At 66.9% G+C, this 17406-nt stretch carries 17 protein-coding genes and 1 pseudogene; 10 read left to right on the top strand and 8 right to left on the bottom strand.

Translation table 11 applies throughout. The annotated features are described in order from the left end of the window. Window positions 1-1060: 1060 nt before the first annotated feature. The 3 genes from KALB_RS46945 to KALB_RS27165 all read right to left on the bottom strand — a co-directional run bounded on the left by KALB_RS46945 (window position 1061) and on the right by KALB_RS27165 (window position 3089). Entirely contained in the window at window positions 1061-1276 is a 216-nt protein-coding gene (locus KALB_RS46945; RefSeq protein WP_148309682.1) for a hypothetical protein, read from the bottom strand. A gap of 255 nt (window positions 1277-1531) precedes the next feature. Next, on the bottom strand, window positions 1532-1918 hold the full coding sequence (locus KALB_RS27170) for a hypothetical protein (RefSeq protein WP_025358837.1): 387 nt from the start codon (window positions 1916-1918) through the stop codon (window positions 1532-1534). A 241-nt stretch (window positions 1919-2159) separates the two neighbouring features. Further along, on the bottom strand, window positions 2160-3089 hold the full coding sequence (locus tag KALB_RS27165) for a LuxR C-terminal-related transcriptional regulator (RefSeq protein WP_081789536.1): 930 nt from the start codon (window positions 3087-3089) through the stop codon (window positions 2160-2162). A gap of 616 nt (window positions 3090-3705) precedes the next feature. Between KALB_RS27165 and KALB_RS27160 the strand changes: the two genes are divergently transcribed. The 5 genes from KALB_RS27160 (at window position 3706) to KALB_RS50290 (ending at window position 8923) form a co-directional block, all read left to right on the top strand. Continuing rightward, window positions 3706-6552: an AfsR/SARP family transcriptional regulator gene (locus tag KALB_RS27160; protein WP_063751901.1), complete on the top strand. Its 2847-nt coding sequence runs from the start codon at window positions 3706-3708 to the stop codon at window positions 6550-6552. A 494-nt stretch (window positions 6553-7046) separates the two neighbouring features. Continuing rightward, window positions 7047-7181: a hypothetical protein gene (locus KALB_RS49950; protein ID WP_268872221.1), complete on the top strand. Its 135-nt coding sequence runs from the start codon at window positions 7047-7049 to the stop codon at window positions 7179-7181. After that, window positions 7178-7504, top strand: a complete 327-nt coding sequence (locus tag KALB_RS27155) for a hypothetical protein (RefSeq protein ID WP_025358834.1) — start codon at window positions 7178-7180, stop codon at window positions 7502-7504. Before KALB_RS49950 ends, KALB_RS27155 begins: the two co-directional genes overlap by 4 nt. An 877-nt stretch (window positions 7505-8381) precedes the next feature. Further along, on the top strand, window positions 8382-8681 hold the full coding sequence (locus KALB_RS27150; protein WP_025358833.1) for a YciI family protein: 300 nt from the start codon (window positions 8382-8384) through the stop codon (window positions 8679-8681). A gap of 92 nt (window positions 8682-8773) precedes the next feature. Then, the gene (locus KALB_RS50290) at window positions 8774-8923 is read left to right on the top strand and encodes a helix-turn-helix domain-containing protein (protein WP_411931156.1); all 150 of its coding nucleotides are present in this window, start codon (window positions 8774-8776) and stop codon (window positions 8921-8923) included. Here the strand turns inward: KALB_RS50290 and KALB_RS50285 are convergent, their stop codons facing one another. Next, entirely contained in the window at window positions 8924-9043 is a 120-nt protein-coding gene (locus KALB_RS50285; RefSeq protein WP_411931157.1) for an acyl carrier protein, read from the bottom strand. It abuts the gene before it with no gap. Between KALB_RS50285 and KALB_RS27145 the strand changes: the two genes are divergently transcribed. Further along, window positions 8994-9350, top strand: coding sequence for a hypothetical protein (locus KALB_RS27145; protein WP_236650035.1), 357 nt, complete (start codon window positions 8994-8996; stop codon window positions 9348-9350). The genes KALB_RS50285 and KALB_RS27145 overlap by 50 nt on opposite strands. 141 nt (window positions 9351-9491) lie before the next feature. Further along, the gene (locus KALB_RS27140; protein ID WP_025358831.1) at window positions 9492-11009 is read left to right on the top strand and encodes an AMP-binding protein; all 1518 of its coding nucleotides are present in this window, start codon (window positions 9492-9494) and stop codon (window positions 11007-11009) included. Between the two features lie 87 nt (window positions 11010-11096). On the opposite strand, the pseudogene KALB_RS45725 reads toward KALB_RS27140, so the two are convergent. After that, window positions 11097-11231, bottom strand: a pseudogene (locus KALB_RS45725) (MbtH family NRPS accessory protein); the annotation flags it as partial. A 12-nt stretch (window positions 11232-11243) separates the two neighbouring features. After that, a complete protein-coding gene (locus KALB_RS46930) occupies window positions 11244-12065 on the bottom strand; it encodes a GNAT family N-acetyltransferase (RefSeq protein WP_148309679.1) in 822 nt (273 codons plus the stop codon). A gap of 434 nt (window positions 12066-12499) precedes the next feature. Between KALB_RS46930 and KALB_RS27130 the strand changes: the two genes are divergently transcribed. From KALB_RS27130 to KALB_RS27120, 3 genes are read left to right on the top strand one after another with little or no spacing between them, the layout of a single operon-like run. Next, complete coding sequence (locus KALB_RS27130) at window positions 12500-13408, top strand: amidinotransferase (RefSeq protein ID WP_236650034.1); 909 nt, start codon at window positions 12500-12502, stop codon at window positions 13406-13408. 9 nt (window positions 13409-13417) lie between these two features. Beyond that, on the top strand, window positions 13418-14380 hold the full coding sequence (locus tag KALB_RS27125) for a fatty acid desaturase family protein (protein ID WP_025358828.1): 963 nt from the start codon (window positions 13418-13420) through the stop codon (window positions 14378-14380). Between the two features lie 31 nt (window positions 14381-14411). Next, window positions 14412-15239 (top strand): hypothetical protein, encoded by an 828-nt coding sequence (locus KALB_RS27120; RefSeq protein ID WP_236650033.1) that lies wholly within the window; start codon window positions 14412-14414, stop codon window positions 15237-15239. Window positions 15240-15307: 68 nt separating this feature from the next. Here the strand turns inward: KALB_RS27120 and KALB_RS27115 are convergent, their stop codons facing one another. Beyond that, window positions 15308-16399 (bottom strand): IS630 family transposase, encoded by a 1092-nt coding sequence (locus KALB_RS27115; protein WP_025353938.1) that lies wholly within the window; start codon window positions 16397-16399, stop codon window positions 15308-15310. Next, entirely contained in the window at window positions 16399-17391 is a 993-nt protein-coding gene (locus KALB_RS27110) for an ornithine cyclodeaminase family protein (RefSeq protein WP_052360488.1), read from the bottom strand. Before KALB_RS27110 ends, KALB_RS27115 begins: the two co-directional genes overlap by 1 nt. Window positions 17392-17406: the final 15 nt, after the last annotated feature.

Genomic DNA, 17406 nt, shown 5'->3' with positions numbered 1-17406 from the left:
CTCTCGGGAGAAGTTCCGCATCCTGGTCCGGCGCTCCCGGAGGTCAATTGCCGGTACGGCGCACGAAGGATAGCCACTAAAACAATAGATTCAGGGTCGGCGGTGTAACAAGTTGCGAAATAAATCACGGACGCGACCGCGGGTCCATGGACTGCCTGATTGTCTCGGTCGAGGTCACGAGCGCGGCTTCGGTAAGCCGCTCGCGGATTTTTGGTCGGAGCCGGTTAGGTGGCCTCTCTGTAGCCGCCATCCTCCTCGTTAGAGTTGAGCCGTTCACTCAATGGTTCAGCGAAAGGCGTGACGCATACCTTGTTTAACATGTAGCGCATTCCGTCCAGTGTCACACTGGCTCAACTCTCCTCCAGGTTGATTTCCGGTGTGACCGTCTATTTGGGATGCGGTTCAGTAGCAAGTTGGCTTGGAGAGCGGAGCGCTATTTGTTGAGTGGCCTGCATGTAGTGAACGTGGAGACGATCGTGGGCTCGCAGCAGTCCCACGACTGTTCGAGGTGAACTGTCTTCACAACCGTTGAAATCGAAGAGAGAGCGGTGCTCAATGGAATCGATCAAGGATCTTCAGGCGCCTCAGTCGGCTGACGGCGGATGGGGCGGCGGCTGGGGCCAGGGCGACTGGTGGAGCCAGGGCCACGGCCACGGCCACGGCCACGGCGGCTGGAAGTGGTAACAGATCAGGTCCACTGATCAAGTCTGCGGGTGTCGACGCTCTTAGCGGCATTGGCACCCGCAGTTCGGTAAGCGGCTTCGTCCAGGGGTGAGGTCGTGCCGATGGTGTTGTCCCTGCCCCGGCAGGGACAACACCACGGCATCGCGAGGACGACCGCAGGCATCAGCCATCTGGGCAACGGCCGGAACTCGGTTCCGCGGGGCACATCTGGTGAAGTAGATGCCCCACTTGGATCGGTCACGTGCGGGTTCCCCGTCGTGGTGCCCCGGAGTGCAGTTGCCACCCGAGCAGGCTGGCTAGCGCGGAGAGCTACTGGTGGCCGGTTCGCCAGCAGCCAGGGTCGCGTTCAGGTGGGCTTCGGGGCCGATGTCCGGTGTCATGGGGAGGTGAGGACGAGCATGATCTCGCGGCGGTCTACGGCGGTGGTGCGCCACTCCTGGTCCACGGGGTCGGTGATGTACTCGCCGTCCGGTGCGTACAGGCGGGCCCAGCCGTCGTCGGTGAACGCCAGGTAAGTGTGACCGTCGGGCGGGGGAGCACGGTACGGGGTTGGGGTGCGTGCCCGAGGCCGCCCGCGAGCGCATCTGGTCACTGGCCGGAATGCTGGCGTCGTCGGTGGTACCGAGGTAGACGAAGGCAAGGTCCTTGTCACAGTGGGGGTCGTCGTCGACCCAGCCGCCGAAGAGCAGCTCTCCGGTCACGCCTGCGAACGCGTTGGCCACAAAGCCATCCCCAGCACCGGTCTGGCGTGTTCCCACGCTAGGACGTCTCCGGCGGGCGTGAGTTCTGTCGATTGGTTGATTCGCCTTGCCTACGCGCCGTCGGCGAGTAGTTGGTCGAGCAACTGTCAGGGGTTGTCCGCCTCGACCTGCCCGGCGTCCACCGCGGTCTCGAGGCTGCGGGTCAGGGCGGCGGCGGGAATGGTGCGGGTACCGAGTACGACCTCGATCCCGACCTGCCCGCGATGCCGGGTCTCCTCCGAGCCCGGGATCAGGAACCCAGCCTGGAGGTCGGCGAGGCCGATGAGGATGCCCAGGGCGATGCCGACGTTGTGCGCGGAGGCCAGAGCGTCCAGGAGCGGGTTGTAGTCGGAGTAGGCGGCCAACCAGGTCTCGTCGGCGGCCTTACCCAGTGACTCCAGGGCGGTGCGGGCGGCCTCGGCATCGGGCGGCAGGGATCCGGGATGTTGTGGCGGCAGGCACGGCTCTCGCACCTGATCGTACGGACTCGACACTCAGATGATCATCGAGACGGTGCCTGCCTCTCACGCGGCCTGACCAGCCCCTACACGACTTTGCCGGGACCGTGGGGCGGTGGGCGTGCCGTTATCCGGCGTTGCGATGGCGTCGTCAGGCCCACTCACCATCCAGGAGTGGACCACCCCCGTGGTCCGTTCGCCCTCGATGGGTGCCGGTGAATTCGGTTCCGTCACGGTTGCCGCGACGTCCGGTGCCACGGCCGAATGACGCTGTGGGTCAGAGCCAACCGCGTTGGGAGGCCTTCATACCGGCCTCGAATCGACTGCGCGCCCCAAGCCGTTTCATGATCCCGGCCATGGCGCGGCGAACCGTGCGCAGCGACAGGCCGAGGCGGTTGCCGGTGGCCGCGTCGGTCAGGCCCTGGGACACGAGTTGCAGGATCTGCCGGTCCTGGGTGGTCAGGCCGTCGTCGCGGGCACACTCGGCACCGAGCGGACAGGAGCTGGTCCAGATCATCTCGAACAGCGCGACGAGTCCGGTGATGACACCGGGCAACCGGGCGACGGCGGCACCTTTCCGGGGCCCACTGGTGTCCATGGGCACGAGCGCGGTGGTGGCGTCGACGATCAGCATGCGCAGCGGCAGCGCCGGTGCGGTGCGCACCTCACCGCCGAACTCGGTGAGCCGGCGGGCGTAGTCGAGCGTGGTCTCGTCGGTCCGGACGCTGTCGGGGAAGACGGTGCGAATGCTGACACCGCGGACCAGCGCGCTGCGGTCGTTGTGCAGCGCCGCCCCAGCCAGTTCCACGGAGCGCATGGCCGCGGGAGCCAGCGTGCACACTGAGGACTCGGCCTCACTGGACAACCGTTCCAGCCGCTGGTGCACGTTGTCCAGGCCGATGATCGTCTCCACCTTGTCGGACTTCGTGTCCGGCTGCCGCCCGGCGACCTCGGCCACGAGCCGGGAGAACGCCAGTTGACTCTCCCGCATCTGTTGCTGCTGCCGCTGGATGTCCTGCTGCTGCCGCAGTATGAGGGCCTGCAAGGCCGAATGCGGGTCCACCGGGCGCAACGTGCCGGGGCGCTCAACGGACTCTCGCATCAGGGCCAGGTCGACGAGGGTGTCCAGCGCCTCGCGGATCTCGTTCCCGGTGACCCGCAGGTGCTCGGCAAGGCGGGCCGGCCCCCAGTCGGGCTCGACGAGCATCACTCTGTAAACCGATTCCGCCAACGAGTCCAAACCCAGCCCTACGACCACGACCTCACTCCCTTCCGCCAACCGGGTCCCGCAGATCACGATCCCGACCGCACGAACAGATCCATGGCCAGTGCCCCGGCAACGGACACAAGCCAGGGCCGACGCCCCTGCGGTTCGGGCAGTTCAGATCGAGTAAGAGCGGTCCCGCTGCCCGACGCAGGGCCGCATGCGGCTGCCCCGTCTCCTCAGCGACTCCGACCACGCGCAGGACTCTGATCTCGGGCCCGGCATATCCCTCCCTGAGCTGGTTCGACCTCGCTGCCCCTGCATGGGCAACCAGCCGCCATCAGCATGGCGGCGCGTGGTCGCCGCGTGGTCGCGCGGGCGTGGGCCGAGGCCCATACCTGGATCGCTGGCCGCGGCCCGGACGTAAATAAGGGAAGCAATCCGTGGACGAAGGACATGAAGTGCCGCAGGCTGGGGTTGTCAGAAGCTGGGCTCGACAGCACGCTGGCACCAGTCGCGGCCGCCTACCAACACGGTTTTTGTGTCGGCGAGTACGCGGGTGCTGGGGCGTCCATGCCTGGACTGCGCGGGGTGGCCAGGATGTCGAGGGGAACCAGTCTTGGGGGACGGATGGGGCTTCCGTTTGCTGGGGCCGCTGGAGGTCCGGCACGGCGATGTGCTGGTGCCGGTGCCGGCCACCAAGCAGCGGGTGCTGCTCGCGGTGCTGGCGCTCGCGGCCAACGAGCCGGTGACGGTCGACCGGTTGATCACGTGCCTGTGGGGTGACCGACCCCCACCCAGTTCCCGGAACACGCTGCAGAACTACGTGCTGCGGCTGCGCCGCACCCTCACGGTGGACGACGAGCCGTGTCCGCTGGTGACGACGGCGGCCGGGTATCACCTGGAGGCGGACGCCGACGCGATCGACGTGCACCGGTTCCGCACCCTGCTGGGGTCCGCGCGGTCCGAGGTGACGGCCGGCGAGCCGGAGTCGGCCTCGGAGTTGCTGGATGAGGCGCTGCGGTTGTGGCATGGGGACCCGCTGTCGGACATTCCCAGCGAGGTGCTGCACCGCGAGGTGGTTCCCGGGCTGGTCGAGCAGCGGATGTCCGCCCAGGAACAACGCATCGACCTCGCGCTGCGACTGGGCCGGCACCGGGAACTGGTCCCCGACCTGATCGCGCTGACCACCGAACATCCGTTGCGGGAGCGGATGCGGGCCCAGCTGATGCTGGCCCTGTACCGCTGTGGGCGTAGCGCCGAGGCGCTGGATGTCTACCGCCAAGCCAGCACGGTGCTGGCCGAGGAGTTGGGCATCGATCCCGGAACGGAGTTGCAGCGGGTATACCAGGCGGTGTTGACCAACGACCCCGACCTGACGATCACTGACCCCGTACCCGGCGTCGCCGGGCTCCACCCCGTCGTGCCCCGGCAACTGCCGGCCCCCATTGGATTCTTTGTCGGCCGCACCCAGGAACTGCGCCACCTCGACTCCCAGTTGGCGGCCGCGAGCAACTCCGCGCTCATGGTGATCTCAGCGATCGGCGGCACCGCCGGAATCGGCAAAACGACGCTGGCCGTGCACTGGGGACACCACAACGCCGACCGGTTCCCCGACGGGCAGCTGTATGTCAACCTGCGTGGCTTCGACCCCAGCGGCGCACCCGTGCCGTCCGCGGCCGCGGTGCGGGGATTTCTGACCGCGCTGGGCGTGCCCGCCCAGCAGATTCCAGCGGATTCGGACGAGCGGGTCATGCTCTACCGTTCGCAGTTGGCGGACCGGCGGATGCTGGTGGTGCTGGACAACGCCCGCGACGCCGAGCAGGTGCGGCCGCTGCTGCCCGGCGTTCCCGGCTGCGTGGTGTTGGTGACCAGCCGCAACCAGCTGGCCGGTCTGGTCGCCATTGAGGGCGCCGTGCCGCTGACCCTGGACCTGCTCACCCGCGACGATGCCCACGACCTGCTGATCCGCCGCCTGGGCGTCGACTGCGTCGAGCGCGAGCAGTCCGTGGTGGACGAACTGATCGAGCTGTGTGCTCGGCTGCCGTTGGCGGTGAACATCGCCGCCGCGCACGCCGCACTACACCCCACCCGCCCCCTGGCCGCGCTCGTGGATGAGTTGCGCGACGCCCACCGCAGGCTGGACACGCTGAGCACCGGAGAAGCCGCAGCCGACGTCCGCGCCGTGTTCTCCTGGTCCTACCGCAGGCTCACCCCCGAGGCAGCCCGGGTGTTCCGGCTACTGGGGGTACACCCCGGTTCCGACATCGGCCTCGCCGCCGCGGCCAGCCTGACGGCGCTGGACCCAGGTCTCACCCGTCGTCTGCTCGACGAGCTCACCCGGGCGCACCTGGTCACCGAACGCGCCTCCGGCCGCTACACCTTCCATGATCTGCTCCGCGCCTATGCGGCCGACCAGTCCCACATCTGCGACACCGAGTCCGAGCGACAGGCCGCACTGCGGCGGTTGTGCGACTTCTACACCCACACCGCCTACACCGCCGATCGCATCCTGTACTCCCACCGCCCCCCGATCCAGCTCGCCCCACCTGTCCCCGGCGCCCGGCCGGAACCGCTTGCCGACGTGCCGACGGCGCTGGCCTGGCTCGAGGCCGAACACGCCAACCTACTGGCCGCCCAACACACCGCCGCCGGCCATGCCTGGCACCTCACGGTCTGGCAGCTGGCCTGGACCCTCTACAGCTTCCAGGTTCGGCGGGGACGAGACCACGACCGGCTCGCCGTGTGGCAGGCCGCGCTGGAGGCCGCCGCGCACCTGCCCGACCCCGCTCCGCGCATCCTCGCCCACCGGCTCCTCGGCTTCGTCTACTCCACACTGAGGTGTCACGAGGAGGGGATCGGGCACCTGTACCAGGCTCTTGCCCTGGCCGAGGAACACCACGACACCCACCAGCAAGCCCATACTCACCGAGGGCTCGCGTCGTCCTGGGCGCTGCGGGGGGACAATCGGAAAGCCGTGGACCACGCCACCCGGAACCTGGACCTCGTCCGCACCCTCAACGAGCCGGAGTGGGAGGCCGGCGCACTGGGCACGATGGGCTGGTACTTGGCCCAGTTCGGTGACTATGACACTGCCCGTGCGCACTGCCACGCCGCCCTCGCGCTACATCGACAACACCGCAACCTCGACGGCGAGGCGGAAAACCTCTCTAGCTTGGGCTACATCGATCACCACACCGGCCGCCACCGGCAGGCCGTCGATCACTACCAACAGGCCCTCATCGTGTACCGATGCCTCGGCGACATCTCAGAAGTCGCCGGGGAGCTCGACACCCTCGGACACCCCTATGTCGCACTCGGCGAGTACGAGCGGGCCCGCACGGTCTGGCGGGAGGCACTGGAGTTGTATCGGCAGCAGGGCCGCGACCAGGACGCCGACAGGGTGCGGCGACAACTCGACACGCTCAACCATCCCGACGACCAGCAATTGTCTGGACCTCGGTGAAGTCCTGTGTAGACCTGCTAAGGACTCGCACCGAGGCTGGAACGCGGTTGTGGTGGGGGAGGGGACGCGGTGCTGGTTCGACGCGGAACACGACACACCATCACGACGATCCTGCTGATCGCCACCGCCGCCGCACTGACCGGCGCGCGCTCATTCACCGCGATCGGTGAATGAGCCGCCGACCCGCCCCACCACCTGCTGGCCGCTCACGGAGCACGCAGGGACCGACGATGGTCCGCGCCGGCAACGCCCCGCGGGTGATGGCCAGCTTCCGCAACCTGGCGGTCAGCCTCCTGCGGGGCGAGTCCTCAACATGCCAGGCCGGTTGGTGCCAATCCGATTCTCTTGCGCCTCGGCCGTGCGACGGGCAAAGTTTTCAGCGGGGCCGGGCGGGGGAACGCAAGGCCGCAACTTGTCAGGTTTTTCATCCGAATTACTCTGTGGGGGGCGGATCTGCCATGTCGAAAATCGTTCGTTTTTTCGCGTCCGCGTCCATGGCTCTCGGGGTGAGCCTCACCGGGGCGCCGGTGGAGGCGTCGAACAACGCGCCCGGCCGATGCCCGGGCGGGTTCACCTGGGACGGCACCGAGTGCGTGCCCACCGGTTCGAGCACCAGCGTGGCCGAGTGAACCACGCGACGGTGGTGCTGCGGCTTCGCGGCTCGCACACTGACGAGGCCTCGCTGGAGAGCGCCGCCGTGGACGCGATGTGGGCCACGGCGACGCCCGAGGATTCGATCGAGCACGTGCATGCCCTGGTCATGCGCGACCGCCTGTACGTGACTCTGTTCCGGATCAGTCGGAATCGCGAGGAGACCCGGGCGATCGCGACGGAAGTCTGTCGGCGAACGATCTCGGCATCCCCTTTCCTTTCGCAGATTGTCCACGGGGAAATCAGGACCATCGTGCTGCCCCTGAAGCCCTTCGGGATTGACCCGCAGTATGAGCTGTAGGAGCAGAAATGGATGCGGTGGTCCCGGGGTGATTTCAAAGTCGGTTTGTGCTGTTACGGAGGTTGAAGGGCCAGGGTCTCCACGGTGGTTCGGCATCGAAGGCGAGTCCTGTCCGGCCTCGTCCTCGAAGACCACCCATGCCCCGGTCGACGCCGCTAGCCTCGCATCTCCGCCCAGGTGGTGGTCCGCCATGCGGTGATCTTGTCCTCGTCGCGTGACGAAGAGCCACTGGCCAGCAGGGTGTTCGCCTGCGTCTGTCCGATATGGACTTGTTGGTGGATTCCCCTCTCTCGCCGCTTGTCCGACCGCGCGGACGGGACCGACACGGCGGATCGCCGTGTCGGAACGGACGCGCAATCGGCGGGTGACCTTCGTCCACGACCCGGGCCGTCGTGGCCCACAACGTAGTCACGGCGACAATCCCACGGTCGGTCTTGCCATAGCGGCCCAGCCACTGAATGCCCACATGCGCGGTGGCCGAGTCGGCCAGCGGCAACCCCAACCGGCGAACGTTGATCACCTCATGGTCCCATCGGGACTCCGATTGTTCCGGTCCCGCGGGGCCAACAGTCCGATCAGGTACTCCCGAAACCCTCGCCGTTGCGCCAGCGAGGAGAACACCTCATCGAACCGGGCCGCGTAGTCCTCCAACGGTTCACGGAGCTTCCTACCTCTTCTGCCCTACCGCAGCTCAGAACCGCTGTCAACAAACTACCGCTAGGAAGGCAGGAACGCTGGCCCGTAGCCGATGAGCCCATGGTTGAGAATTGTCAGCCGCCCATGGGAAGGTAAGTGTCCACGAACGAGGCCACACCGTCCACGGCGGACCACGGCGTGGGTGATGGTCGGCCTCCCGCGACCAGGACAAGGAGCTGCCATGGCCGTCTTCGCCGTGACGACAGCAAAGGGACCCCGTTGGGAGTACACCCGCGGCATTCGGGAGCAACCCGAATGGGACCAGCACTCAGATTTCGCCGACGACCTCTTCGACCGTGATGTCATCATTCTCGGCGGTCCGATCGGTGACGGCGGCGGTGAGGATGTCGGACTCCTCGCCGTGGTGGCGGCCGATGAGGACGAAGTGCGGTCCATCTTCGCCACGGACCCGTGGGCACTGAACGGAGTACTACGCATCAAGGAAGTACGCCCCTGGACTTTGTGGCTCGATCGACGGTGAAGCGATCTCGAGGTCGAGTGTCACTGACCTCGAAAGGGCCGGGCGGATCGAGTTGTGGGCTGGCCGCATAGCGTCTGGATCGGTTGGCCCAGGTGTTGGAGCAAGGCCCTGCCGCGCTGGGCTTCGGTGCGAACCAGCGCCGAACCCCGGCGCGGGTGGCCGATCTGATCGCACGGTTGTTCCACGTCCGCTATACGCCGCGTGGGGTGTCGTACCTGTTGCGCCGCATGGGTTCGCGGTGATCACATGAGCGAGTCCACATACTTCGCCACCGCCCCAAGCGTCGGGTGGTCGTAGATGACCATGGCGGGAATGTCCAAGCCGATCGCGGCGACTGCCCTATTGCGCAGGTCGACCGCCACAAGCGAGGTGAATCCGAGTTCGAAGCGTCCTGACACCGTGTACACCGACCGGGGCTACGACCACGACAGGTACCGCAAGCTGGTGTGGGAGAAGGGCTTCACGCCGTTCATCGCGCGACGTGGCACCGAGAACGGGTCCGGACTGGGGGTACACCGCTGGGTGGGAGAGCAGGGCTTTGCGCTGTTGCACTGGTTCCGACGGCTGCGCATCCGCTGGGAGAACCGGGATGACATCCATGAGGCGTTCCTCCGCTTGGCGTGCGGGATCATCTGCTTCCGCCGACTGGCCAACCTCTTGCTCTGTTAGGAATTCTCAGGCGTCGTTGGCTGGTACGGTGGCATGCCCAGGCCGGTGAGGTGCCGAGTACGCGCGCCATGCCCGTTTTCTCTTCGACTGCGTCCTGTTGGCGGTTGTACTGAAGCTGCCGTGGGCTGCGAGGATCGAGTGGTGAGCGCCAACTACATGCACAGGGTTTTGGACTTGCTCGGTCGGCGGCCCGAGCGGATCGCCTGCCACCAACCCGACGGGAGCGTGATCCGCCGTGGTGAGTTGCTGGCGCTGGTCCACAGGTTCGCGCACGTGTTGGCGGCCAAGGGGGCGCGGCGAGGATCGAGCGTGACCCTGTTGTCCGACAACCGGATCGAAATCGTGGCCGTCAAGTGGGCGGCGAACCTGCTCGGCGCACGGATCGCGTTCCTCTACAACGGACTGGCGGCGGCCGCGCAGGCAGCCATCGTCGCCGACGTGGACACCGATGTGCTCGTGGTGGACGCCGCGCTGGCCGAGCGGGCGGCCGAACTGCTCGAACGGGTGCCGGTGGCCACGGTGCTCAGCCTCGGCCCAGCGGGAGTCGGCGAGGACTTGCTCACGTTGGCGGACAAGGCTTCCAGCGATCCGGTCCGCCCGAGCGAAGTGGACGCCGATGACGTGTGCTACGTCCGGCACACCGGCGGCACCACCGGCAACCCCAAGGGAGTCGTGTTCAGCTATGCGACTCAGGCAAGCATCGTCGACCTCGTGAGCACGGTCGTCGACACGGACATGGTGCTGCTGCTGTGCACGACGTTGGCGCACGCCGGTGGCTTGTCGGCGGAAATGGTGCTCAGCCTGGGGGGTCGACTGGTGCTGCACCGAGGTTTCGATCCCGCGAAGGTGCTCGCCGACGTGGCCGCCTATCGGGTGACCGACCTGGCTCTGCTCCCACCGTTGCTGTATCAGATCATCGACCACCCGAGGTTCGGCGACCACGACCTGTCCAGCCTGCGCTCGATCAGCTACGGCGGCTGTCCCGCGTCGTCGACCAGGATCGCGCGGGCCGTCGAGCTGTTCGGTCCCGTGCTCGTGCAGGTGTACTCCCAGAGCGAGGCTGGCGTGATCTGCGAACTGTCCGCCCAGGAGCACCTGGATACGGAACTGCTGGCCACCGTTGGACGCCCGATCCCCGGAACGCGGGTGAGGATCTGTGACCAGGATGGCAACGAGTTGCCCACCGGGCAGCCGGGGGAGATCTGCGTGCGGTCGACGAGGGCGGCTGCGACGGGGTACTGGCGCAACCCGGAACTGACCGCGCAGGTGTGGCGCGCCGGCGAGGTGCGCACCGGGGATGTCGGCTACCTCGACGAGCGGGGCTACCTGCACCTGTGTGACCGGATCAAGGACATGGTGATCGTGGTTGGTGGGCACGTGTACCCAGCGGAGTTGGAGGAGTTGTTGGTGCGGCACCCGGCGATCGCCCAGGCCGCGGTGTACGGGGTACCTGATGCGGACGCGGTGGAACAGGTGCACGCCACCATCGTGGCGGTACGGGGACACAGCGTCACACGGGAACAGGTGCGTGCCTTCGTCACTGCCGAACGGGGCGCCATGTACGCGCCGCACCAGGTCCACGTGGTCGAGCAACTCCCGCTCACCGACGCCGGCAAGCCCGACAAGAAACTGCTCCGCCAATCGTCGGCCGCCCGATGAATGGGTCCGCAAGAACGGTCAACGTCGAAGCATTGCGCCACAACACAATTGTTCAAACCAGCGGGTCGATTGCTGGCAACGATGATGCTACGGATTAGCCTCCTCGGCCATGGCGACTTGAAGACTCCTTGGCCTCATGGTTACCCAGTGCTGCTCTATGTAATCCAAGCATGCCGGTCGGCTGTCTACGCCAAATGTGATACTCCAACCGGAGGGGACTGGTAGGAATTTCGGTCAGTTGTGGGGAGCTTCATCGAAGTTCCGTCTGCCTGGTTCGCAAATGAATTCGGTGACGACTCCTATCTTTCGGAAGCCGGCCCGCCGGTACGCGCGTTCGGCGACGCCTCCGGTGGCCGCGAAAAGGCTGGCGGGTACCCCTGTCGCACAGGCGGTGGCATGGGCGGCCAGTGCAACTTCGGTAGCGATTCCCATCCCTCGCCAACTGGGGTGGAGGAGCAGGTTCTTGACTCGAATCATTGTGGCCGAATGCATGATTCCCACCGTTCCGTACGTCTCATTCGCGCCGTCGATCATGAAGTAGCGGAGGATGCCACTTTTCCATTTTCCGTGCTCGTATTCCGCCCATGACCGTACATCGACATGGTGGCCGTCGGGAGCATGAGTGGATTCGCTGTCGATACGCACCTTTTCGGCCCAGTTCGATGCCGACGTGATCTCCCGTAGCCGTACTCGGGTACTCCCTTGTGGTGCGCATTCCGGGTCGCGAACGAGTATCGACTCGAAACGCCGCACATATCCGTGGGTGAGCAGTTCGGTCTCGAGGGCAGGCGATCGGTCGGTCAGGTAGAGTCGATAGCGGTGCCCACCCCCGATTCGAACGGCATCTTCGAATTCGAGCCGCCATCGACGCGCACTCTCCTCTGCGGCGGAGAGATCGACGCGGATGGCCAGACAGCCTGCGGCGAGGTGCTCGAGACCAGGAGTTCGGACGAGTGTGAAACCGTTGCCTTGTAATGATTCGGCACCTGCCTCGAAGTAGACGGTGTCGGTTTCGACGACATCGTCCAGGTAGCGCCGCTGGAGCAGGGAATCCATGGTTCAGTCTCCATTCACGCACTGCGTGGCCGTGAATTCAGCGGTTTCCTGGTAGCGCGACCGCTCGCGCCGAAGCCATCGAGCTGGACCAGCCATTTCGGACAGGATGGGACGGGTGCATGCATGTGAGCCTCCCGTACCCGCCCCGGATGGTCTGCGGGACCAAGGTCCCATGGTCCCCGCGCCAAACTCCGGACCACACTGGTTGAGCGGCTCGGGTTCGCGAGTCCACCGCTCAACCGGGAACTGCCACCCACGGCGAGGAGGAACCGTTGCCCCACCCAGCCGCATCGGCGAGCCCCGTGCGTTCGTACACGGAGTGGGATCCGTTGGAGGAGGTGATCGTCGGCGTCGTCGACGGGGCCTGTTTTCCGGGCTGGCACCTCGCTCTTCCCCCGGTATTGCCGGCCGACCAGCACGAGAGATTCCGCCGGATGGCCGGGCAGCCGTTCCCGGCGGAGCAGGTCGCGGCCGCGGCCGCTGAGCTCGACGAGTTCGCGCACATCCTGGAGTGCGAAGGCGTGACCGTGCGCCGGCCCGAGCCCATCCCGCAGGACCGGCCGTACCGGACGCTCGACTGGACCAGCACCGGGATGTACGCGGCGATGCCGAGGGACTCGCTGCTGGTGGTCGGCGACCAGATCATCGAGTGCCCGATGGCCTGGCGCTCCCGCTACTACGAGACGCTGGCCTACCGGCCGCTGCTCAAGGAGTACTTCCACGGCGGCGCCCGGTGGACGGCCGCGCCCAAGCCGGAGCTGACCGACGAGCAGTTCGACCAGGACTGGGTCGAATCCGATCCGGTTCGACTGGTGGTGACCGAGTTCGAGCCCACCTTCGACGCTGCCGACTTCGTCCGCTGTGGACGGGACATCTTCGCCCAGCGCAGCAACGTCACCAACGACTTCGGCATCGAGTGGCTGCGTCGGCAACTGGGGGAGGACTACCGGGTGCACGTGATCGAGTTCGCCGACGCGCACCCGATGCACATCGACGCCACCCTGGTCCCGCTGGCGCCGGGCAAGCTGCTGATCAACGCCGAGCGGGTGCCCGAGGTACCCCGCCAGTTCCGGGACTGGGACGTGCTGGCCGCACCGGAGCCGGTGATCCCCGACTCGCACCCGCTGTACCTGACCAGCAAGTGGATCAACATGAACCTGCTGGTGCTCGACGAGCAGCGGGTGGTGGTGGAGCGGCAGGACGAGCCGATGATCGCCGCCATGAAGGAGTTCGGGTTCACCCCGATCCTCTGCGACTTCCGCAACTTCAACAGCTTCGGTGGCTCCTTCCACTGCGCCACGCTGGACGTGCGACGCAGCGGCGCCCTGGAGTCCTACTTCTGAGGCGGTGCCATGCGCGTCTGGAGGGTCTCGCCGTGGGACGGCCTGTTGCTGGCCTACAGCCTCGTCCACTTCGCGGCTCTGTTCTGGTGCGCGGCAACCTGGGAGCAGGCCGGCCTGGTGGGTCGGGTGGCGCAGGTCGCCGTGCTCGCCGGGATGACCGCGTACAACATCATCGTCGTGTCGCACCTGTTCACCCACGTGCCGTGGTTCGTCTCCGCCCGGCTGAACGCGGCGGTGTCGGCGCTGAACTCGGCCAACATCGGACAGTCCGTGCAGGCCTACGAGCTGATGCACGTGCGCAACCACCACCGGTACAACAACGACGCCCCGGGGGACACCGGCACCACGAGGGACCTGTCCTCCACCTACCGGGACGGCGAGAACGGGGAACACGCGCCGCTGCTGCGCTATGCGGTCGGCGGGGCCTTGCAGTCACTGCGCGACCGCGGCCGTGAGTTGCTGCTCCTCGTGGGGCTGGGCAAGGCCGATACCGGTGAGCGGGTGCTGATCTCGTTGGCCTGGCGTCGGGAACCCCGGCGCAGCCGGGAACTTCGCCAGATCAGGATCGACCGCGTGGTGCGCTGGCTGTCGCTGGCCGCGCTCACGGCGATCTGCTGGCAGTGGACCCTGTTCTGCTACCTGCCGGCCTATTTCCTCGCGCTGGCCATGGTGAACGTGCAGAACTACTACCGGCACTACGGCGCCGACCCGGACAACCGGGCCGCCGACTCGGTCAGCTACTACGGGCGGTTGTACAACCGGCTCGCGTTCAACGACGGCTACCACCAGGAGCACCACCTGAACCCGGGCGCGCACTGGTCGCAACTGCCGGCCGTGCGGCGGCGGCATCAGGCCCGACTGGACGCACAGCCCCGGATCATCAGCCCGTTGCCGGCCATGCTGGGTTTCCTGCACGCTCGCCGGCCGCTGTTGCACCACGCCCGGACGAGGGGGGACGTTCGTGACAATTGACGGTACTGCGCCACGGATTGTCGGCAAGTCGTTGCTGGACAACGCATTCCAGGTTCACCAAACCACCCGGGTCGTCGACTTCGACGCCGTGTCACGGGTGCTGCGTGGCGAACTCGCCGCCTACCGGGTCCGCTCATATCTGTCCACATCGGACTGTGAGCGTATCGCCGCGAACTTCTGGTCGCCCGCGATGTCCCGCACGCCGCGCTACGGCGACGGAGTCGGCGGGGTCGAGGGCTACCTCGTCGGCGCGTCGCACATCGACAAGACCACCGAGGAGTACCTGGCTTCGGTGGAACAGTCGGCGGGCGCGGTGCGTGACCTCTACCGGGACGCCGTCAACCCTATTGCCGATTTTCGCTCCTCGCTGACGGCCCACGGTGTCGTGTCGGCGGCCCGAGTGGCCCGGCACCACGGCATGCCGGCCGGGGACTCGAAAGCCGTGTGCTGGAACCAGGAAGGCGAGTTCCTGCTGCAACCGCACGACGACCTGGCGCAGCTCGGCGATCCGCTCCAGGCCGGGTTCGAGATCCAGCGGCTGCGACGGGTGCTGGCGGTCAACGTCTACCCGCAGGTGATTGCCGGGACCGGGCAGCTCAAGGTGTGGAACGTCGAGCCGGACGAGGCGTCGCGGGACCAGTTGGGGCTGCGGTACAGCGGGTTCCCCTATCCGGCCGAGCTGCTGACCGACGTGCCATCCACGGTCATCCCCGTTGAAACCGGCGATCTCTGTTTCGTCAACGGGAATCTCGTGCACGCGGTGCTGGGTGGCGAACCCGCTGGCCAGCACCGGAGGCGGTTGCTGCTGACCTGCTTCACCGGGGTGAACGACCGCGGTGAGCTGCTCTGGTGGACCTGACGCGTGCGTCGAGGTGTTGTGACCACCAGGCGACCGCCCGCACCGGCCCACCCGAACGCGCCGTCAGCCTAGTGTCCTGCGCCGGAAATCCGCCTACAAAATCGGGCGAGTGACTCGAGGATCTCTTCGGCGGTCTTGGTCCAGATGAACGGCCGTGGATGGGTGTTCCAGTCAGCGATCCAGACGCGGATGTCCTTCTCCAGCGCTTGGACGCTGCGGTGGGTACCTCGGGTGATCTTCTGGTCGCTGAGAAAGCCGAACCAGCGTTCGACCTGGTTGATCCACGATGATCCGGTCGGGGTGAAGTGCATGCGGAACCTGGGGTGCTTGGCCAGCCAGGCCTTGATCGCCGGGGTCTTGTGAGTGCCGTAGTTGTCACAGACCAGGTGGACGGCCAGCTCCGCCGGGACCGTCTTGTCGATCGTGATGAGGAACTTCTTGAACTCGGCGGCCCGGTGCTGACGATGCAACTCGGCGATCACCGTGCCATCGGCGACGTCGAACGCGGCGAACAGGCTGGTGATGCCATTGCGGGCGTAGTCATGTGTGCGCCGCTCAGGCATACCCGGCATCATCGGCAGCACCGGCTGGGAGCGGTCCAGTGCCTGGATCTGACTCTTCTCGTCCACGCACAGCACCACCGCCCGCTCGGGCGGATTGTGGTACAGGCCAACGACATCGACGACCTTCTCCACGAACAATGGATCGGTCGAGAGCTTGAAGGTCTCGGCACGGTGGGGTTTGAGCCCGAAATCGCGCCAGATCCGGCCGATGGTCGACTTGCTCAGCCCGGACTTCTCCGCCATCGACGCCCGAGACCAGTGTGTGGCGTTGCGCGGGGTCTCCTCCAGAGTCGCCACGATCACCTCTTCGACCTGGTCCACCGTGATCGACGGCGGACGGCCCGGCCGTTCCTCATCGACCAGGCCCTCCAGCCGATGCTGGAGAAATCGCCTGCGCCACTTGGTCACCGTCGACGGGTGAACCCGAAGATCCTCGGCGATCTGCTTGCCTGGCAGGCCGTCCGCGCACGCCAGCACAATCCTGCACCGCTGTGCCAGCACCTGCGACGACTTCGCCCGCCGCGCCCACCGTTCCAGCGTTACCCGCTCCTGCTCGGTCAACGTCACCTCAGCAGGAGGACGTCCAATCCGCGCCATCAACCCAGACTAGACTTATGTGGCGGATTTCCGGCGCACGACACTAGGCCGACGGCGCGTTCGTACACGTACCTGGCGGCCAGGATGTCCTCGACCGCGAGGCCCAGCGACTCGAACACCGTCACCTCGTCGTCGTTGTCGCGGCCAGGATGCTTGCCCAGCAGCACTTCACCGATCTCGGCCCGGATGTCCGACGCCTCGAAGTGGCCTTCCCTCATGGCCGACAACAGATCCCCGGCCTCGACGAGGGCCGACTCGCGGCTGTCCACGAACACGCCGGCTCGCCTCACCAGGTCTCCCGCCAGCTCACGGCAGTCAGGGAACACCGCGCCGACCGCGTTGACGTGCGTGCCCGCCGCCACCATGCCGGCCTCCAGCAGCGGCGTCGGGCTCGACGTGGTGGTGCAGATCAGGTCCGCGCCGGCGACGGCCTCGGCCACCGAGTCGGCCCGCACCACCGGAAGCCCGACGGCCGACTCCACCATGGCACGGGCGTGATCCGGGTTGCGGCTCCACACCCGAACCTCCCGCAGTTCCCGCACCAGCGCGAGGGCCGTCAGATGGGCCCGAGCCTGCGTCCCGGACCCGAGCAGCGCCAGAACACCGGCGTCGGGACGGGCGAGCGCGTCGGTGGCGACCGCGGACACCGCGGCCGTGCGGATCGCGGTCAGGCTGGTGCCGTCGACCGCCGCGACCGGCGCCGCGGTGTCGGGGTCGAGCACGAGCACGAGCCCTGGATGCGGGTCGAGGCCGCGAGCCGGGTTGTCGGGCTTGACGGCGATCGCCTTCAACCCGAACATGCCGCGCTCACCGCCGAACGAGACGAAGGCCGGCATCACGGCGAGCACGTCGCCGCCGGCCCCGGGAACCATGGTGCGCATCGGCTGGTGCACCCGGCCGGCACTGAACGAGCACAGCGCCTCGCGCATCACCGGGATCGCCGCGCTCATCGGGAGCAGCTCCCGGACGGCGGCCTCGTCGAGGTTTCTCACGTCTATCCCCCTGTG

It is taken from the genome of Kutzneria viridogrisea DSM 43870, assembly GCF_000525635.1.
GTDB lineage: Bacteria > Actinomycetota > Actinomycetes > Mycobacteriales > Pseudonocardiaceae > Kutzneria > Kutzneria viridogrisea.
This window is presented reverse-complemented; position numbering and strand designations above follow the sequence as displayed.